At 70.4% G+C, this 17,243-nt stretch carries 14 protein-coding genes; 6 read left to right on the top strand and 8 right to left on the bottom strand.

The annotated features are described in order from the left end of the window. Window positions 1-34: 34 nt before the first annotated feature. From Mth01_RS05130 to Mth01_RS05110, 5 genes are all read right to left on the bottom strand, one after another. A complete protein-coding gene (locus Mth01_RS05130) occupies window positions 35-1,072 on the bottom strand; it encodes a glycosyltransferase family protein (RefSeq protein ID WP_204012073.1) in 1,038 nt (345 codons plus the stop codon). Continuing rightward, a complete protein-coding gene (locus Mth01_RS05125; RefSeq protein ID WP_204012071.1) occupies window positions 1,069-2,118 on the bottom strand; it encodes a glycosyltransferase family 2 protein in 1,050 nt (349 codons plus the stop codon). Before Mth01_RS05125 ends, Mth01_RS05130 begins: the two co-directional genes overlap by 4 nt. Continuing rightward, window positions 2,115-2,810 carry a phytanoyl-CoA dioxygenase family protein gene (locus tag Mth01_RS05120; protein WP_204012067.1) on the bottom strand — a complete coding sequence of 232 codons (696 nt, stop codon included), beginning with the start codon at window positions 2,808-2,810 and terminating at the stop codon, window positions 2,115-2,117. The genes Mth01_RS05125 and Mth01_RS05120 overlap by 4 nt, the downstream gene beginning before the upstream one ends. 4 nt (window positions 2,811-2,814) lie before the next feature. Further along, on the bottom strand, window positions 2,815-3,807 hold the full coding sequence (locus Mth01_RS05115) for a UDP-glucuronic acid decarboxylase family protein (RefSeq protein WP_239089371.1): 993 nt from the start codon (window positions 3,805-3,807) through the stop codon (window positions 2,815-2,817). An 86-nt stretch (window positions 3,808-3,893) separates the two neighbouring features. Further along, complete coding sequence (locus Mth01_RS05110; protein WP_204012064.1) at window positions 3,894-4,358, bottom strand: ATP-binding protein; 465 nt, start codon at window positions 4,356-4,358, stop codon at window positions 3,894-3,896. 238 nt (window positions 4,359-4,596) lie between these two features. Between Mth01_RS05110 and Mth01_RS05105 the strand changes: the two genes are divergently transcribed. Then, on the top strand, window positions 4,597-6,405 hold the full coding sequence (locus Mth01_RS05105) for a S9 family peptidase (protein ID WP_204012061.1): 1,809 nt from the start codon (window positions 4,597-4,599) through the stop codon (window positions 6,403-6,405). Here Mth01_RS05105 and Mth01_RS05100 read toward each other — a convergent pair. Then, a complete protein-coding gene (locus tag Mth01_RS05100) occupies window positions 6,374-7,729 on the bottom strand; it encodes a helix-turn-helix domain-containing protein (RefSeq protein ID WP_204012058.1) in 1,356 nt (451 codons plus the stop codon). The genes Mth01_RS05105 and Mth01_RS05100 overlap by 32 nt on opposite strands. A 248-nt stretch (window positions 7,730-7,977) precedes the next feature. Continuing rightward, on the bottom strand, window positions 7,978-8,619 hold the full coding sequence (locus Mth01_RS05095; protein ID WP_204012055.1) for a TetR/AcrR family transcriptional regulator: 642 nt from the start codon (window positions 8,617-8,619) through the stop codon (window positions 7,978-7,980). 221 nt (window positions 8,620-8,840) lie between these two features. On the opposite strand from Mth01_RS05095, the gene Mth01_RS05090 reads away from it, so the two are divergent. Then, window positions 8,841-10,301 (top strand): aldehyde dehydrogenase family protein, encoded by a 1,461-nt coding sequence (locus Mth01_RS05090; RefSeq protein WP_204012052.1) that lies wholly within the window; start codon window positions 8,841-8,843, stop codon window positions 10,299-10,301. A 63-nt stretch (window positions 10,302-10,364) separates the two neighbouring features. Here Mth01_RS05090 and dxr read toward each other — a convergent pair whose 3' ends face one another. Then, window positions 10,365-11,516: a 1-deoxy-D-xylulose-5-phosphate reductoisomerase gene (gene dxr / locus Mth01_RS05085; RefSeq protein ID WP_239089374.1), complete on the bottom strand. Its 1,152-nt coding sequence runs from the start codon at window positions 11,514-11,516 to the stop codon at window positions 10,365-10,367. Window positions 11,517-11,705: 189 nt separating this feature from the next. On the opposite strand from dxr, the gene Mth01_RS05080 reads away from it, so the two are divergent. The 4 genes from Mth01_RS05080 to Mth01_RS05065 all read left to right on the top strand — a co-directional run bounded on the left by Mth01_RS05080 (window position 11,706) and on the right by Mth01_RS05065 (window position 16,946). After that, window positions 11,706-12,803 carry a trypsin-like serine peptidase gene (locus Mth01_RS05080; RefSeq protein WP_239089370.1) on the top strand — a complete coding sequence of 366 codons (1,098 nt, stop codon included), beginning with the start codon at window positions 11,706-11,708 and terminating at the stop codon, window positions 12,801-12,803. Between the two features lie 142 nt (window positions 12,804-12,945). Then, window positions 12,946-14,106 (top strand): flavodoxin-dependent (E)-4-hydroxy-3-methylbut-2-enyl-diphosphate synthase, encoded by a 1,161-nt coding sequence (gene ispG / locus Mth01_RS05075; protein WP_204012045.1) that lies wholly within the window; start codon window positions 12,946-12,948, stop codon window positions 14,104-14,106. Between the two features lie 140 nt (window positions 14,107-14,246). Then, window positions 14,247-16,004, top strand: a complete 1,758-nt coding sequence (locus Mth01_RS05070) for an alpha/beta hydrolase (RefSeq protein ID WP_239089369.1) — start codon at window positions 14,247-14,249, stop codon at window positions 16,002-16,004. Window positions 16,005-16,103: 99 nt separating this feature from the next. Beyond that, entirely contained in the window at window positions 16,104-16,946 is an 843-nt protein-coding gene (locus Mth01_RS05065; RefSeq protein WP_204012134.1) for a GNAT family N-acetyltransferase, read from the top strand. The last annotated feature ends 297 nt before the right edge of the window (window positions 16,947-17,243 follow it).

Genomic DNA, 17,243 nt, shown 5'->3' with positions numbered 1-17,243 from the left:
TCAGGACATGATTCATCGAGGCGTTCCCCTCATCTCAGTCGAAGAACGTGAGCAGTTGGGACAGGACGGTGCGGTAGTTGAAGCGGTGGTACAGGCCCGCCCGCAGCGCATCGAGGGCCGACTGGCGGGCCTCGGCCTCGCGGTGCAGGCGCGCCAGCGCGTCCGCGGCAGCGTCGCCGAGCAGGAACGGGACGATCGCGTCGCCGTACAGGTGACGGGTGTAGGCCAGAGAGGCGGGCAGGACCGGGGCGGTGCCGACCGCGGCGAGGGTCTCCAACATCCGCGGCGTCAGCAGCCGTTTGCGGGCCAGCAGCGGACGTGCCAGCACCGGGGTCAGCACGGACTCGGCCATGGTGGTGACGACCTGCCCGAACGGAACCGGCGGGCGTACGTCCACCCCGCGGGCGGCGAGCCAGCCGGGCTCGTTGCCGGTGGCGGCAAGGTGCTCGGGATGCGGGGCGCCGTCCCACCAGCGCCCACACACCCGCACACGCCCGGAACCCAGAGCCGTCCGGGCCGCCTCGACCAGGTCCGCGAACTGCCGCCAGCGCCACCAGTTCGCGCCCACGTACTGCAGGTCCCAGCGGGCCGGTCTGCGCGCGGCGACCGGCTGGGGCATTCCGAAGTAGCTGAAGAACCAGGCGCCGTCCGGCAGTTGGCCGAGCCGGGGCTGCAACACCGTAGCCGACAGCCGCCGATACAGGTCCTGCCAGGCGGCGTGCCGTTCCGGTCCGCCTTCGTCGTCCGTGCCGCAGGCGAGGTATGGCCCCCAGCGCCCGTCGGGGTCCACGATCAGCCGACACCGACGAGGGATGCGCCGCTCAACCAGGTCGAGCCGCTGTGCATCCAGGAACTGGCGGCCCTCGAAGACCAGCACCAGGTGCGAGCCCCAGGCAAGATCGTCGACCAACGGCAGCACCGCGTCCACATGGCCGTCCAGGCGGGACAGTTCGCGGGAGACCGCCACCTCGCAGCCCACCTCGGCGGCGGTCCGCACGTATTCCGCGATCGTGTGGCTGGAGCCGGCCTGCCAGTGGAAGTCCCCGGCGAACACGATCCTCGGCCCGGTCACCTGGCACCCCCAGCCGTCTCGGCGCCGGCCATTCGCTTCGCGGGCCGGGAGCCGGCGGTACGCAGCCGCCGGTACTCGCGCCGCCGAGTCCAGATCACGCCCGCCCGGGCAGCCAGCCAGCCCGCAGCGCGCGCCGTCTCCCACCAGCCCCGCCACCAGGTGGTGCGTCCGCCCACGCTGCGTCCGCGCAAATCCTTCAGCAGCCAGCGTGCAGCCAGTCGGGCGGCGTCCAACGGCGACCAGTCGATATCGGTGAGCAGGTAGTAGTAGCGGTTTCGCCGCATCTGGACACGTCGGTAGACGCCCTGGCCCGCACCCCCGCCGCCCTGGTGCTCGATGCCGAGCGTCAGGCACAGCGCGACCCGCCATCCGGCCCACCGGGCGCGTCGGCACAGGTCCGTCTCCTCGTAGTAGGTGTGGAACACCTCGTCGAACAGCCCGACCCTGCGCAGGACTTCACCGCGTACCACCAGCGCCGCGCCCTGGACGTAGGCGTGCTCGAGTGTGTCCGGCGCTCGCCTCTCCAGCGGACCGGCGGGCGAGGGATGGTCCGGCCAGTCTCCGGCGAAGGCGTGCTGCTCGTCCCAGCGCACGGCCGTCCGTGACCAGTCGTTCCAGTCCCCGCACGCGATCCGCGTGCAGTGCGGCGCGTAGCGGTGCTGCATCGGGCCGAAGATCCCGTACTCGGGCCATGCCTCGCCGAACGCCACCAGGTCGGCCACCAGGGACGCGGGCGTCCGGGTGTCGGGGTTGACCAGGAACAAGTAGTCGGCGCCGTCGGCGAGCGCGGCGCGCATGCCGATGTTGTTTGCCCGCGCGAAGCCCTCGTTGCACGCGTTCTCGATCACCCGCACCTGGGGGAAGCGCTCACGGACGAAGTCCGCGCTGCCGTCCCGGGACGCGTTGTCGACGTACCACACCGTCAGCTCCACCTCAGGGCACGCCGAGTCGACGAGTGTGGACACGCACGGCTCCAGCCAGCGCCGCTCGTTGGTCCCCACCGTGACCGTCGCCACCCGGACGCGTCCGGGCCGTTCGGCGCTCATGACAGCTCCCAGGCGGAGGAGGCGAACTCGACGACGATGCTGCGGCGGATCCGCGCGCTGTGGTTGGGCAGCGAGGCGTGCACGGCGCGGACGTCGTGCACGGCCACGTCCCCCGCGCGCATCGGCAGCTCCACCACCGGCCCCGCCAGCCGCGCCCTCTCCGCGTCGGCGTCGTCGGCCAGCAGGTGAGAGCCCGGGACGAACTGCAGACAACCGTTGGCGGCATCACAGTCGTCCAGGAACAGGCTCAGGTTGCACACCCTCCCGGCCGGCACCTCGGTCCGGTCGCGGTGCCATGGGACCGCAGCAGCGTGCCAGGGCACCTTCACGATCATCGCGCACACGGTGGCCCGCACCGGCCCGCCGAATAGATCCTCGGCCAATCGGTGCAGCGGCCCGTCCGCGAACAGGCTCGCTGCGTGGACGGCGCCCGGCTGCTGCTCCAGGCGGTGGATCCGGTACAGAACCTCGTCTCCGGTCGCCGAGTCCGTGAAGGTCCAGTAGTCGGGTGAGTAGCCCGGGGTGCCGTCGTGGGCGTCGATCAGGCGCTGGGCCTCGTCACGCAGTGCCGACAGCAGTGGTCCGGTGACGACTGCGGGTGCGACGCCGAAGCCGGTAGCGGCGAGGCCACTGGAGAGGTCGGCTGCGGCAAGGCTGTCGTGGGCACGAGCGGGAGGAAGGAGCGAGGACATGGCGTCACCTCACAGCCGGGATGGGAGTGGCGAGTTGACCGGTGAACCAGGCGATGGTGGCCGTCAGACCATCCCGCAAGGGGACCCGGGGCTGCCAGCCGGTGGCTTGACGGATCAGCGAGATGTCGGGGCAGCGGCGAGCCGGGTCGTCCGCCGGCAGCGGCGTGAAGGTGAGTGGCAAATCGGAGCCGCACAACTGCCCTACCAGTTCGGCGATCGCCCGAACAGTCAGCTCCTCGGGACAGCCCAGGTTCACCGGCCCCGCCAGCGTGCTTTCTGCGGCCGCGAGCAACCCGTCGACGGTGTCCGAGACGTAGCACAGGGATCGCGTGTGGCTTCCGTCTCCGGCCACGGTCAGCGGTTCGCCGCTCAGCGCCTGCCGGATGAAGGTCGGCACGACGCGGCCGTCGTGGGGGCGCATCCGCGGCCCGTAGGTGTTGAAGATCCGCACGATCGCGGTGTCGGTGCCGAACTCCCGCCGGTAGGCGGCGGTCGTCGCCTCCGCGAACCGCTTCGCCTCGTCGTAGACGCTGCGTGGGCCGGTCGGCCTGACGTTCCCCCAATACGTCTCCGGCTGGGGATGCACCAGCGGGTTCCCGTACACCTCCGAGGTCGATGCCAGCACGAACCGGGCCCCCTTACGGCGGGCCAGTTCCAGCGCGTTCAGCGTCCCCGCCGATCCGGCGCGCAGGGTCTGCAGCGGGAGCTTGAGGTAGTCGGCTGGGGAGGCAGGCGAGGCCAGGTGCAGCACCAGGTCCACCTCACCCGGTACGTCGAACGCGGCGCACACGTCGTGCTTTAGCAGCGCGAACCCGTCCGCGCCGAGCTGGCGCGTGAGCGTGTCCGGGCTGCTGGTCAAGAAGTTGTCGACGCACACAACCTCGGTGTCGCGAGCGAGCAGCGCCTCGCACAGGTGCGAGCCAACGAAACCGCTGCCACCGGTCACCACGGCTCTGTGGAAGCGCCACGTGGGCGCTGATGGGATTTCGGGCAACACGAAGCAGACCTCCTGGCTGATGGAAGAAGACAGGCACGCGGGACAGTGCGACTCGTCGGGCGTGCGTGAGAAGCGAGAAGCGGGGGTCAGGGCTGAGCAGATGGCGCAGGGCACAATGCCCAGACGACCTTGCCGAAGGAGGTGGGGTACCAACCCCAGGCGCTTGTCAGCGCGTCAACGATTTCCAGCCCGCGACCCCGCACCGCGAGAAGTTCGGCGTTGCGGCGGACCGGCGGGAGACTGGAATGGTCGAAGACCTCCACGAGGACGTGGGCGTGCTCGTGGGCAAGGCGCACCCGCACCCGCTGGCCGTCCGTCGACGCGTCCACTGCGTTGGCAACCAGTTCGCCGACAACCAGTTCCAGGTCGTCCAGCCTGTCATCGCTGCCCCTGAGGGCGTAGTGCCCCCGAACACGGGCGCGTGCCATGCATGCTGATGACGGCTCGGCCGGCAGGTCGCAGTCCAGACGAGCGGACGCTTCGGCCCGCCCTCCCAGTGCGATCAAGGTCATCGCCCGGCCCTCGCCGGACGTGGTCCCTCGGTCTCGCACCTTCCCACCTCCCTGGATCTCACCTGCGGAGCGCTCGTTCATGCTGCCTTGTTCGGCTGGATTCAAGCGTGGGGTGAATTCCACCCCCGGGGCTATGGGCGCCATGCGGACAACACGGTTGTCCGCATGGATTCCGGCTGCCCGCGCGAACGATCGCATACTGGCCTTGCTCGCGGTGGAGCTCACGAATCGCGATACGGTCGGGCGTGCGCCGGACGTCCACGGCTGGAGGTGACGGATGACGGGCGAGAACTCCGCACTCGATGCCGCGCGGGTCGCCGAGCGACTCGTGTCCGTGGACGGACTGACCTGCGCCCAAGGCGCGTTGTGGTGGCTGCAAAGCGACCCGCGCCATTCCGGCGCCACCCGCCTGATGCGCTGGACGCTCGCCACTGGCCCAGAGGCCGTGACCGACCCCCGCTTTTCGGTCGGCGGCTGGCTCCACGCCTATGGAGGCGGCGCCTTCGCGGCTACCGGCCACGGCATTTGGGTCGTGGGCAACGACGGGGCACTGAACATCGTCGGCCCGGACAGCGGCGTGCCAGAACTGGTGCTGACGCCCCGCACCGCGGACGCTGCCTACGGTGACCTGTTCGCAGCGGGAGACTTCCTGCTTGCGGTACGCGGCGGCGAGGACGGCGACGCGATTGTCGAGGTGGACCTCCGCACCCGGGCCGAACGGGTCCTGGTCCGCGCACCAGGCTTCCTCGGCGCGCCCCGCTTACACAACGGCCACCTTGCCTACCTCAAGTGGGACGCTGACCGGATGCCCTGGGACGCCAGCTGCCTCCTGCTGGCCGAACACCGCCCCGGCCGGGAGCTGGGACCAAGCCAACCGCTGGCGGGCGGCGCAGACGAGTCCGTGGTCCAGCCCGTCTGGGGGCCGGACGGCACGCTGTACTTCATCTCCGACCGCACCGGATGGTGGAACCTCTACGCCTGGCGCGACGCGGCTGTCCGTGCTCTCGCGCCCATGAACAGCGACTGCGCCCCGGCACCGTGGGAGGCCGGCTACCAGTCCTACGCATTCCTGACTGGAGGGCGCACGGTACTGACGGTGCGTCAGGGCGCCCGCACCCAACTGGTCCTGCGGGAGCCGGACGGCACACTCAAGGAGTTGTGCCCCGAACTCACATCCGCAAAGCCGTACGCCGCGTCCCTCGGCGACCAACTCGCCGTCATCGCCGCCGAATCCGTGACCACTCCGGCAGTCTGGCTCATCAGCCCCGGCGCAGGCAGGACCGCGGCCGCCGCGACGCGACTCGTGGGCGAAGACTCCCCTTGCGCCGCCAAGCCCCCGCAGCGCCGCGTCCTGGCCCGAGCCGGAGCACCCGTCGACTACCTGCTGCACCTCCCCGCCGAGGCGACGCGAGGCCCGGTCCCGCTGCTGGTCCGCGCGCACCCCGGCCCTACCGACAGCGCCACTGAGCGCCTTGACCTGACTGTCCAGTACTTCGTGGGTCACGGCTTCGCAGTCGCTGACGTCGACTACCGCGGCAGCACCGGCCGGGGGCGCGCCTACCGCCAGGCCCTTTACGGCCACTGGGGCACCTTTGATGCCGACGACTGCCAGGATGTCGCCCGCGCCCTGGTCGACGAAAGCACGGCGCGTGCCGGAGCCGTCTTCCTAACGGGAGCCAGCGCCGGCGGATACACCGCCCTCCAAGCCGCACGACGTGCGGGCTCACCCTTCGCTGGCGTCACCGCCGTTTCGGCTATCACCGACCCAGCTCGATGGGCGAACAGTGTCCCGCGTTTCCAACGCGCCCACGCACTCGCCCTCGCCGGCCCTGCGGGCGCGGTCGAGGCCAAGGACATCGACCTGCCGGTACTGATGATCCACGGCACCGGCGACACCGTCGCCCCGGCCGACGACGTTCGCCAACTCGCAGCGGCCCTGCGCGAGGCAGGCACCGACCACGAGACCCTCTTCCTCGATGGCGCGGGCCACTACCTGTCCGAGCCGAGCAGCCGCCGTGCCGCCTTGGAGGCTGAACTGGCCTTCTACCGTCGCCTCATGAGCGCGCAGCTGAGGCGTCGCCTGTGACCGGCTGGGCCAGTAAGGCGGCTGACAGCACCTGCTCCACGTAGGCGTAAAGGTCAGCCACACAGGCGAGGCGAGCGTGCGGTGCCAGTTCCGTCAGTAGGACCGCAATCCGCTGCACGCAGCGCCCGGAGGAGGTACGGGCGGCGTAGCCGACCGCGTCCCGCGCCACCGCGCACGCCTGCTCGACGTCCTCCGAGCGCAGCCACGAAGTGGCCACCAGCGCGGTGTCAATGGCGAGCCTGCGCACATGCGTAATACCGACTCCGTTCAGTGCGTCGGCAGCCTCCACGCGAGTGTCCGACGGGCGGCCCAGGTCGTGCAGGCAATGCGCGATCTCATCGGCCAGGTAGGCGCGAGTGAAGTACCGGATCCACTCCGGCTCTTCCACGCCCTCAGCGGAGCTGACCAGGGCTTCGGCTCGCAGCAGGAGTCCGGTGCTGTCGCTCTCCCGGCCCATCCTCGCCTGGGCTCGGGCCTGTACCGCCAGAATCGCCGCCCGTGTCGACGGACTTGCGGCCGTCCCCACTGCCGTCTCGGCGGCTTGCGCCCACCGCATGGCGATGTGTGGATGCTCACAGTGCAAGGCCAAGTGCCCCAGGTTCACCGCCACCAGATAGCCGCCCAGACAGCGGTCTTCGGCTTCGTCTGCCAGTTGTAACGCCCGCTGGTAGTACCGCTGGGCAGTCCCCGGCTGGCCGGCATCGACGGCCTGATAGCCCGCCAGTTCCCAGAACCGCGACGCCAGCCGTGCCAGCTCGCACGCAACGGCCGGATGAGCGGCTTGGCGGGAGAGCAGGAGCGCCAACTCCCGCTCGGTGTAGGCGACCAACTGCGGCGCGAACGTCCCTGGGCCGTGAGCGTGATCCAACTGCCGGAACATCGTCAGCATGCCTTCGGCAACGGCCAGATCCTGCTCCGTCACCCACAGGCCGTCACCATCGCGGGAGGGGCTTTCGGAGACTGCCCCCGCTCCAGCCCCACTCCCGGCCAGCCAGGCGGAAACGGCCATGTCGGACTCGGCTGCGACGAGCCGCACCGCCGCCCCCGTGGTTGCCCCACCACGCCGCCGCTCGGCCGACAGCGCCGGCCAAAGCGCTGTCAGTAACCCACCTGCATCCAGCGCCCTGTCGCAGGCCACAAGGAAGTCCTGTGTCGGGAATCGCTCCGTCGTCTCCACCCGCCGCACCAGATCCGCGCTGCAGTGGATGAGTCGGCCCAGTCCGGCCTGACTGAGCCCCCGTTCTGTGCGCAGCCGTCGTATTTCCGCGCCGAGTTGTGCACGGGAGGACCCGGCTGGATCGATTTCCCGCGCCTCGAACGGCATGGATACCTCCCCGCACATCCTTGTCAACCATCATGCCCACTCTGAGAGCTCATCGCAGGGATCTATTCGCATCCGGCCCAAGCCCATGCCTCCAAGCCTCGCCGGGTCCCTGATCGGTACCAGCTCGGTGCGCCGCCGCGCGCAGCTCACGATGTGCCGGCCCGACCTGGTGCACCGAACGCATCCGCGGCAATATCGACACCCGCCTCGACAAGCTCCCAGGTGGTGGGTGCGGTGGCTCGGCAGTGTCAGGGGCTCGGCGTGGGACCAGGATCGGTCATGAAGCTGCGGATGGCGGCGGTAGTAATGGTCTCGTACGTCCTGCCGTCGGCCAGATGACCGGCACGTTCCAGGCTCAGCGCACCCTGGGCGGCGGCCCACACCGCGTCGGCGATCCGTCGTGGCTGCGTCGGCACCAGATAACCGGCGGAGATGCAGTCGGCGATCACCCGGTCGACGATGTTCAACGCGGCCCGGGCGAGCGTGCGGGCCCGCTCACTCGGCACGAAACCGGGGATGGCCCGCTCGAACATGAGACTGTAGTAGCCCGGCTCGGACAGCGCGGCGTCCCGGTAGGCCGGACCCAGCGCGGTGAGGTGCTCCAGCGGGTCGCGGCGGTCCGGCACTGCCTCAAGGCGGCGTCGAAAGCGCTCGAAGCCCTCCAGATACAGAGCTTCGGCGAGTCCTTCGTTGCTGCCGAACATCGTGTAGATGACCTGGGCCGAGCAGCCCGCCTCGGCGGCGATCCGGCGGACGGTGAGGCTCTCCGGCCCGGAGGAGTCGAGCAGCCGGCCGGCGACGTCGAGCAGGCGCGTGCGCAGCTCGTCGTATGTGCTGCGGTGGCCGCGCGTGTAGGCACCCTGAAGTCCGAGCGGCGCCGGCGTACCCATCAGCGACGAGCCCTTCTCATATCGGGAGTCTCACAAACCAGACCCGGAAGATGACTTAACCATGCCGCTCGTCTTTCAAACCGCATTGAAACGGAAAACATCCTGAAATTGCCGCGCATTCGTGACCAGGCGAAATCTTGTCCACATCGGCGTGTCGCCCGCCTCCGATTGTGCGGCATGGAGCAACGCCGGTGTCGGCGGGGTGGCATAGCGTGAGAAGCATGGACGTGAGCCCCAACCCCGAACGACGCAGTACCGACCCTCGCCCCTTCTGGCTCGCCGGTCGTCCCGCCATGGGCGACGCCGAAGGGACCGTGACCAACTCCCACGACCGGCGCGTCGTCGGGGTGTATTCGTTCCCCACCGCCGAGCAGGTCGAGCAGGCGGTGGCGGCGGCGGACGCGGTGCGCGGACAGGCCGCCGCGCTGCCCCTGCATGTTCGCGCGGAGGCGCTGGCCCATGTCGCCCACCGCCTCGCCGAGCGGACGGAGGAGCTCGCCCAGCTGATCAGCGGCGAGAACGGCAAGCCCGTCTTCTGGGCGCGGGGAGAGGTCGGCCGGGCCGTGTCCACGTTCCGCTTCGCCGCCGAGGAGACCCGGCGCTTCAGCGGAGAGGTTCAGCGGCTCGACACCGAGGCCGCCGCCCAGGGCCGTCTCGCCTACGTCTCGCGGGTGCCGTACGGGCCCGTGCTGGCCATCACGCCGTTCAACTTCCCGCTCAACCTGGTGGCGCACAAGGTGGCCCCGGCCATCGCCGTCGGCGCCCCGATCATCGTGAAGCCCGCCCCCAAGACCCCCCTGTCCGCGCTGGTGCTCGGCGAGATCCTGGCCGAGACCGACCTGCCGGAGGGCATGTTCTCCGTCCTGCCGGTGCCGAACGAGCGGGCCGGCGCGCTCGTCGAGGATCCCCGGCTGCCCGTCGTCTCGTTCACGGGTTCCGGGCCGGTCGGGTACGCGATCCTGGACCAGGTGCCGCGCAAGCACGTCACGCTCGAGCTCGGCGGCAACGCGGCGGCCGTGGTGCTGGCCGACGCCGACCTTGACTGGGCCGCCGGCCGGATCGCGCTGTTCTCCAACTACCAGGCCGGTCAGAGCTGCATCGCCGTGCAGCGCGTGATCGTGGAGGACGCGGTCGGCGACGAGTTCACCGAGAAGCTGGTCAAGGCCGTCGGCGCGCTCGTCACCGGGGACCCGGCCGACGAGAAGACCCAGGTCGGCCCACTCGTCAGCGAGGAGGCCGCGGTCCGGGTGGAGAGCTGGATCAAGGAGGCCGTCGCGGCGGGTGCGCGCGTCCTCATCGGCGGCACCCGCGACGGCGCGACCATCGCCCCGACCGTGCTCGCCGACGTGCCGGCCGACACGAAGGTCTCGTGCGAGGAGATCTTCGGTCCCGTCATGATCCTGCATCGGGCCGGTTCCGTCGACGAGGCGTTCGCCGCGGTCAACGACTCGAGGTACGGCCTGCAGGCCGGGGTGTTCACCCGCAGCCTCGACATCGCCTTCCGGGCCAACCGGGAACTCGAGGTCGGCGGCGTCATCATCGGCGACGTGCCGTCGTACCGGGCCGACCAGATGCCCTACGGCGGTGTCAAGGAGTCCGGCGTCGGCCGAGAGGGCCTGCGGTCGGCCATGGCGGACCTGACCTACGAGAAGGTCATGGTCCTCACCGGCCTCACCCTCTGATCACATGACTCGGCCGACCGGGGCGGCAACCCGGTCGGCCGTTCCTCACCTGGTGAGCTCGGCTCACCCGGTCAGTTCGGCGGCGCGGGTACGGGCCCACGCGTCGGCGGCCAGCACCTCCTCGACCGATGAGGCCGGTCCCGGCGCGTGTTCGGCGACCACCCGCTCCACGGTGTCCATGATGCCGAGGAACGGCAGGCCGCCCTTGAGGAACGCCTCCACGCACACCTCGTTGGCCGCGTTGTAGACGGCGGGAGCCGTACCACCCTGGGCGCCGACATGGCGGGCCAGCGCGACGGCCGGGAACGCCTCGTCGTCGAGCGGCTCGAACGTCCAGGTGTGCGCGGCGGTCCAGTCCACGGCCGACGCCGCGCCCGGAACGCGCTCGGGGAATCCCAGCGCGAGGGATATCGGCAGCCGCATGTCGGGCGGGCTCGCCTGGGCGACCGTGGAACCGTCGGTGAACTCGACCATCGAGTGGATCACCGACTGCGGGTGCACCACCACGTCGATCCGGTCGAAGCCGATGTCGAAGAGCAGGTGTGCCTCGATCACCTCCAGGCCCTTGTTGACCAGGGTGGCGGAGTTCACCGTGATCACGGGGCCCATGTTCCACGTCGGGTGGTTGAGCGCCATCTCGGGCGTGACGTCCCCCAACTCCGCTCGGTGCCTCCCCCGGAACGGGCCGCCGCTCGCCGTCACGACCAGGCGGCGTACGGCCCGGGCGTCGGCTCCGGACGGCCCGGCGGCCCACAGGCACTGGGCGAGTGCGGAGTGCTCGGAGTCCACCGGGAGCAGTTGCCCCGGCGCGGCCAGTCGCTTCACCAGCGGTCCGCCGACGATCAGGGACTCCTTGTTGGCCAGCGCGAGCACCCGGCCCGCCTCCAGGGCCGCCAGGGTGGAGGTCAATCCGAGCGCGCCGGTGATCCCGTTCAGCACCATGTCACAGGGGAGGGCGGCGAGCTCGGCGACGCCCTCCGGCCCGGCCAGGATCCTCGGCCGTGCGCCGCGTGCGGCGAGGGCCTCCCGGAGCGCCGGTACGGCTGCCGCGTCGGCGACGGCGACCGCCTCCACCCCGAACCTGGCGGCCTGACCGGCCAGCAGGTCGACGCGACCGCCCCCGGCCGCCAGGGCGGCCACCCGGAAGCGCCCGGACGCGCGTTCGACGACGTCGAGCGCCTGGGTGCCGATGGACCCGGTCGACCCGAGCACCACGATCGAGCGTTCCCGCCCGGGCGGTGACGGGGGTGGTGAACCCGGGGGCGACTCGGCCGGCTGACGGCGATCTGTGGTCATAGCCTCATTGTCTCCGAGGAGGAGCGCTCGGTGGACCGGCACGCATCCGCCATCGGATTCACTGAAAGTAGCCACGAGACGACAGATCGTGGTCCAAACTCGGGTTCCATGACTCCCTGTCTCCCCCTGCTCGCCCTCGCCGCCCTCGTCACCGGACTCACGGGAGTCCCGCAGCCCGGGGTCGTCACCATGTCCGCCGCGCCATCTCCGGCCGCCGCCTCCGACATCGTGGATCACGTGACCGCCTCGGCCCTGGGCACCTACTGGACGCCGGAGCGGATGGAGCGGGCGCTCCCCATAGACCTGCTGTCCACGGTCAAGCGGGTGGAAATGGCGACCGCCGGCATCCTTCCGGCCGCCGTGGCCTCCCCCGTGCCTCCCCCATCTCCCTCCCCGTCTCCCTCCCCGTCTCCCTCCCCGTCTCCCTCCCCGTCTCCCTCCCCGTCTCCCGACGCCGCTTCCACCGGGCCCCGGCGCGTACGGCAGGCCGGACTGGCACGCCGACCCGGCCTGCCGCAGGCCAGGACGAGCGGGTCGAAGTGGAACGCGGGCGGTGCGGTGACAAGGACCACCGGCCGGGTGTTCCTGACCATGGACGGCGTCGACTTCGTCTGCTCGGCCAGTGCCGTACGCAGTGCGAACAAGGACGTGGTGGTCACGGCCGGACACTGTGTGAAGAACGGCTCGGGGTCCTGGGCGGAGAACTGGACGTTCGTCCCCGGCTACCGTGCCGGACGGAGACCGTACGGCGCCTACACCGCCCGGCGGATGTTCGTCGCCGGGCCGTGGGCCCGTGGCGGGAACGACGACTACGACCTGGGCATGGTGGCGGTGACCACGGCGAACGGCCGCCACCTCGGCGACGCCGTGGGCGGCCAGGAGATCGGCTTCAACGCCCGGCGGGGGCTGCGCACCTACGGGTTCGGCTTCCCGGCCGACCCGCCCTACAACGGGGAGCACCTGCTGTACTGCGCGGGTGTGGTCCGCGCGGATCCCCAGGGGCAGACCCGCGATCAGGGGCTGCGCTGCGATCTCACGGCCGGGGCGAGCGGCGGGCCCTGGCTCAGCGGCTTCGACCCGGCCACCGGCCGCGGCACGCTCACCTCGGTGAGCAGCTTCAAGTACAGCAACGACCACCGCACGATGTACGGCCCCTATTTCGGCGCGGCGGCCAGGGACCTGTTCCAGGCCGCCCAGCGGGCGTGACACATTGACCCGGGCGTTGGAGCCACCGGTCAACGGAGGGTGGCGGAGGTGAATCGCGGACGCCCCGCCATCGCCGGACATCCCTAGACTGGGACCGCCGGCACATCGGCTCGCCGGGCTCGCCAACACACAAGGTGCTGAAATGTCAGTTGATCTCGGGATTCCCACCGTCCGGACCCAGCCGATCGCCAAGCGGCGGGCATCGCGCCAGATCATGGTCGGCCCGGTCGCGGTGGGCGGGAACGCTCCCGTTTCGGTGCAGTCGATGACCACCACGCCGACCTCCGACGTCAACGCGACACTTCAGCAGATCGCCGAGCTCACCGCGGCCGGCTGCCAGATCGTGCGGGTGGCCGTACCGTCGCAGGACGACGCCGACGCGCTTGCGGCCATCGCGAAGAAGTCCCAGATCCCGGTGATCGCCGACATCCACTTCCAGCCGAAGTACGTGTTCGCCGCCATCGACGCCGGGTGCGCGGCCGTACGGGTGAACCCGGGCAACATCAAGAAGTTCGACGACAAGGTCGGCGAGATCGCCAAGGCCGCCTCGGCCGCCGGGGTGCCGATCCGCATCGGCGTCAACGCGGGCTCGCTCGACCCGCGCCTGCTCCGCAAGTATGGCAAGGCCACACCCGAGGCCCTGGTCGAGTCGGCGCTGTGGGAGTGCTCACTGTTCGAGGAGCATGACTTCCGCGACATCAAGATCTCGGTGAAGCACAACGACCCCGTCGTGATGATCCAGGCGTACCGCCTGCTCGCCGAGCGGTGCGACTATCCGCTGCACCTCGGCGTCACCGAGGCCGGTCCCGCGTTCCAGGGCACGATCAAGTCGGCCGTCGCGTTCGGCGCGCTGCTGGCCGAGGGCATCGGCGACACGATCCGGGTCTCGCTGTCCGCGCCGCCGGTCGAGGAGGTCAAGGTCGGCACCCAGATCCTGGAGTCGCTGGGCCTGCGCGAGCGTGGCCTGGAGATCGTCTCCTGTCCGTCCTGCGGCCGGGCCCAGGTGGACGTCTACACCCTCGCCGAACAGGTGCAGGCGGGGCTGGAGGGGCTGAACGTCCCGCTGCGCGTCGCGGTGATGGGCTGCGTCGTCAACGGCCCGGGAGAGGCGCGCGAGGCCGACCTCGGCGTCGCCTCCGGCAACGGCAAGGGCCAGATCTTCGTCAAGGGTGAGGTCATCAAGACCGTGCCCGAGTCGCAGATCGTGGAGACCCTCATCGAGGAGGCCCTGCGCCTCGCCGAGGCCATGGGTGTGGATGTGGACCTCGACGACGAGCCCGGCCCCGAGGTCGTGGTCCACTGATCGTCGTATGCCGGCCACTCCATTACATGGCGCAATAGAGTGACTACGGAATGGTAATGATCGGGTAGTGTGGGCGGTAGCCCTGCGATCACGTCCGGGAAGCTGTCCTCTGCCGTTTGAGAGCAGAGGGAGCGTGGCCGGTGAAGCGGGTCGTCGGAGTGTTCGCGGGTGTGACGGTGCTGGTCACCGGATTGGTCGGGCCGGTCGGCCCGGTAGGCCCTGTCTGGGCGATCGGCGCCGCCGGAGCGCGGGCTCTCCCGGACGCGTCCCACCCGGCGCCCTGGCGGGGACGGCAGGGGATCACCTGGGGTCCCTGTGAGCGTTCGGGACTGTCGTCGAAGCTCGGCGCCGCTCTCGGCCCTGTGCTGCCCGCCAAGCAGAGCAGGAACCGGGCGCAGGGCGAGGAGTGCGGGACGGTCCGGGTGCCGCTCGACTACGCCGAGCCGTACGGCCAGCAGATAACGATCGCGTTGAACCGGATCAGGGGCTCGGTCTCCAGGGACGGCAACCACCTCGGCTCGCTGCTGGTCAATCCCGGGGGTCCGGGCGGCTCGGGGTTGGAGCTGGCCAGGTTCGTCGCGTCCCAGCTGCCCCGGGACATCGCCACGAGGTTCGACGTGATCGGGTTCGACCCGCGCGGAGTCGGCGCCAGCCGGCCGGCCATCGCCTGCGTGAATCCCAAGCACTACTACGCCCCGCCGCGCCCGGACAACGTGCCGCGCGGCAAGGCCGAGGAGGACGTGCTGGTCGCCCGGGCCAGGCAGTACGCCGAGGCGTGCGGCAACCGTTGGTCGTGGTTCCTGCCGTACCTCACGACCGAGAACACGGCGCGGGACATGGACATGATCCGCGCGGCCCTGGGCGAGGAGAAGATCAGCTACCTGGGCTACTCGTACGGCACCTATCTCGGTGCCGTCTACGCCACGTTGTTCCCCAAGCGGGTACGCCGGCTCGTGCTGGACAGCGTGGTCGACCCCGAGGGCGTCTGGTACGACGTGAACCTCGCCCAGGACCGCAGCTTCGATCGCCGCCAGCGCGACTTCCTGGCCTGGATGGCGGAGCACCACGACGCCTACCGGCTGGGCCGTACCGAAAGGGCGGTGGAGTTCGCGTGGTCCTCGATGCGGTCACGCCTGCGGGAGCGGCCGGCCGGGGGGATCGTCGGCCCCAGCGAACTGGACGACATCTACACCTCGGGCGGCTACTCGAACCTGCTCTGGCCGGCTCTCGCCGAAGCGTTCTCCGCCTACGTGCGCAGGGGGGACACGACCGGCCTTGTCAAACTCTTCCACGACCAGGCCGAGGTGGACGCCGAGGAGGAGAACTCCTATGCCGTCTATCTGGGAGTCGAGTGCCGCGACGCGGCCTGGCCGCGTGACTGGTCCCGCTGGCACGCGGACACGGTGAAGATGCACGCGAAGGCACCGTTCATGGCCTGGCAGAACGCCGTCTACAACGCGCCCTGCGCCTTCTGGCCGGTGCGCGGCGGCACCCCGGTGAAGATCGGGGCCGACCGACTGCCGCCGGTGCTGCTGATTCAGGCCGAGCGTGACGCGGCCACGCCGTACGCGGGCGCCCTGCGCATGCGCGGCCGCTTCCCGACGGCCCGGCTGCTCACCGAGGTGGGCGGGGGCAACCATGGTGTGTCGCTGGCCGGGAACCCCTGCGTCGACCGGCAACTCGCCGCATATCTGCGGGACGCGGCCCTGCTGCCGCAGCGCCGGGGCGTACGCGGCGCCGACGCGACCTGCCCTGCCCAGCCCGGCCCACGGCCGACGGCACGGAAATCGGCGGCAGGCAAAGCGGCGGCACGCAAAGCGGCGCCGGGGGCCGTACGGGATCACCGGGACCTGCTCAGGACACCGAGGCACGACCTGGTGCGGTCGGCACGCCGTTAGGGAGGGCTTCACGAGTCATCTCCCGCTGCGGGGCGGACGGCGCCTCGCAAACAGTCCCCGACTTCCAAAAACAACATGGTCGCGTAGGCTTGGCCCGTGATGCTGCGTACATCGGCGTCGCGCGTGCTCGACGACAGCGATCGCGACGAGGTGCTGGCGCTCCTCGACACGGACCCGGTCGCCAACGTATTCGTCGCCTCCCGGGTCAGGGCCGTGGGGCTCAACACCTCGCGGCTCGGCGGTCAGATGTGGGGGTTCGGCCCGCGCGGCGGGCTTGTGTCCCTGTGCTATGCCGGAGCCAACCTGGTCCCCGTCAACGCCACACCCGAGGCTCTGCACGCGTTCGCCGACCGCGCGCGCAGGCAGGGACGGCGCTGCTCGTCGATCGTCGGTCCTGCGGAGGCGGTCGAGCGGCTATGGGAGCGGCTGGAGCCGCACTGGGGCCCGGCCCGCGCGATCAGAAGGTCGCAGCCGGTCATGGTGACCAGGTCGCTGCCGCACGTCGAGCCGGACCCGCTCGTACGGAGGGTCCGCCCCGAACAGTTCGGCGTCCTGCTGCCGGCCTGCGTGGCGATGTTCACCGAGGAGGTCGGCATCTCCCCGGACAGCGGGGACGGCGGCGCGCTCTACCGGTCGAGGGTCGCCGAACTGATCCGCATCGGCCGGTCCTACGCCAGGATCGAGGACGGCCGGGTGGTGTTCAAAGCGGAGATCGGCGCGGTCACCCCACAGGCCTGCCAGGTCCAGGGTGTGTGGGTGGATCCCGAACTCAGGGGGCGCGGTCACGCGGTGTCCGGCATGGCGGCCGTCGTGGAGCAGGCGATGAGTTACTTCGCCCCGCTCGTCACCCTTTATGTCAACGACTACAACCTGCCCGCCCGGGCCGCCTACCGGAAGGTCGGCTTCCGGGACGTCGACACCTTCATGTCGGTCCTGTTCTGAACACGTCCCGGGTGAGATGTGGGGAACGGCCCGGTTCGACCGGGCCGTTTTCTTACGTCTCGATGGTGATCTGCCATCGCGGGGGCCGTTCCTCCAAGCTACACGAGCACTGTCCGCAGCCTGGAACCATGTCGTACTCCCTCCTGCTCCGTTGCCTGACAATCGAACGTTCCAAGTGTGACCGGACCGCGACCCACCGTAAAGGCCAGAAACCGCTATCCCGTTCCGGAACCGGAGTGCGGCCATCACCTCATTCCGGAAGGCCGCCGACGCCAGGATCCTGGGTGGACGAAGCGC

Origin of the sequence: Sphaerimonospora thailandensis (genome assembly GCF_016863115.1) — a bacterium.
Taxonomy (GTDB): Bacteria; Actinomycetota; Actinomycetes; order Streptosporangiales; family Streptosporangiaceae; genus Sphaerimonospora; species Sphaerimonospora cavernae.
The sequence above is the reverse complement of the archived record's forward strand: the minus strand, read 5'-3'. Positions and strand labels throughout refer to the sequence as shown.